Origin of the sequence: Carboxylicivirga litoralis (genome assembly GCF_025499605.1) — a bacterium.
In the GTDB taxonomy this organism is placed as follows: domain Bacteria; phylum Bacteroidota; class Bacteroidia; order Bacteroidales; family Marinilabiliaceae; genus Carboxylicivirga; species Carboxylicivirga litoralis.
The window spans coordinates 1-398 of sequence record NZ_JAFMVC010000139.1; the positions used below are offsets into that span (position 1 = coordinate 1).

At 32.7% G+C, this 398-nt stretch carries 1 protein-coding gene; it reads right to left on the reverse strand.

Translation table 11 applies throughout. From position 1 onward, the window contains the following. A partial coding sequence (locus tag J1N10_RS21115) for an Arm DNA-binding domain-containing protein (protein ID WP_262328699.1) occupies positions 1-350 on the reverse strand: 350 nt, incomplete at its 3' end. Between the last annotated feature and the right edge of the window lie 48 nt (positions 351-398).

The window sequence follows — 398 nt, forward strand, 5'->3', positions numbered from 1 at the left end:
TTAATACGCCTTTCAAAATAGAATAGAATATTTGTAAGGTCACCTCCAGCAATACCAAATTTTGTTTTAAACTGCCTGAACGAAAAAGTTTCCATTGAGGCAATAATCTTATTGGCTTTATCTTCAATTAATGAAAACTCTAACTTGATGTCCTTAAATACACCTCTTGGTTTTGGAGCGAGAACTTTATTGAATTCCTCTGGCGTAAATTCATAAACACGCTCTTTATTATCAATGCTGTAATACATTTGTTTACGGTTGTATGTAACCCTGAGTTTAGCAGGATGCTTACCATTCTTCTTGGTTTGGCTTTTATATAAAACTATCGACGTACTAACTTTTGCTCCCATACAAACTGTTTTTCGTTTTTTTACTATATTGTACAACCCTTTATTTAC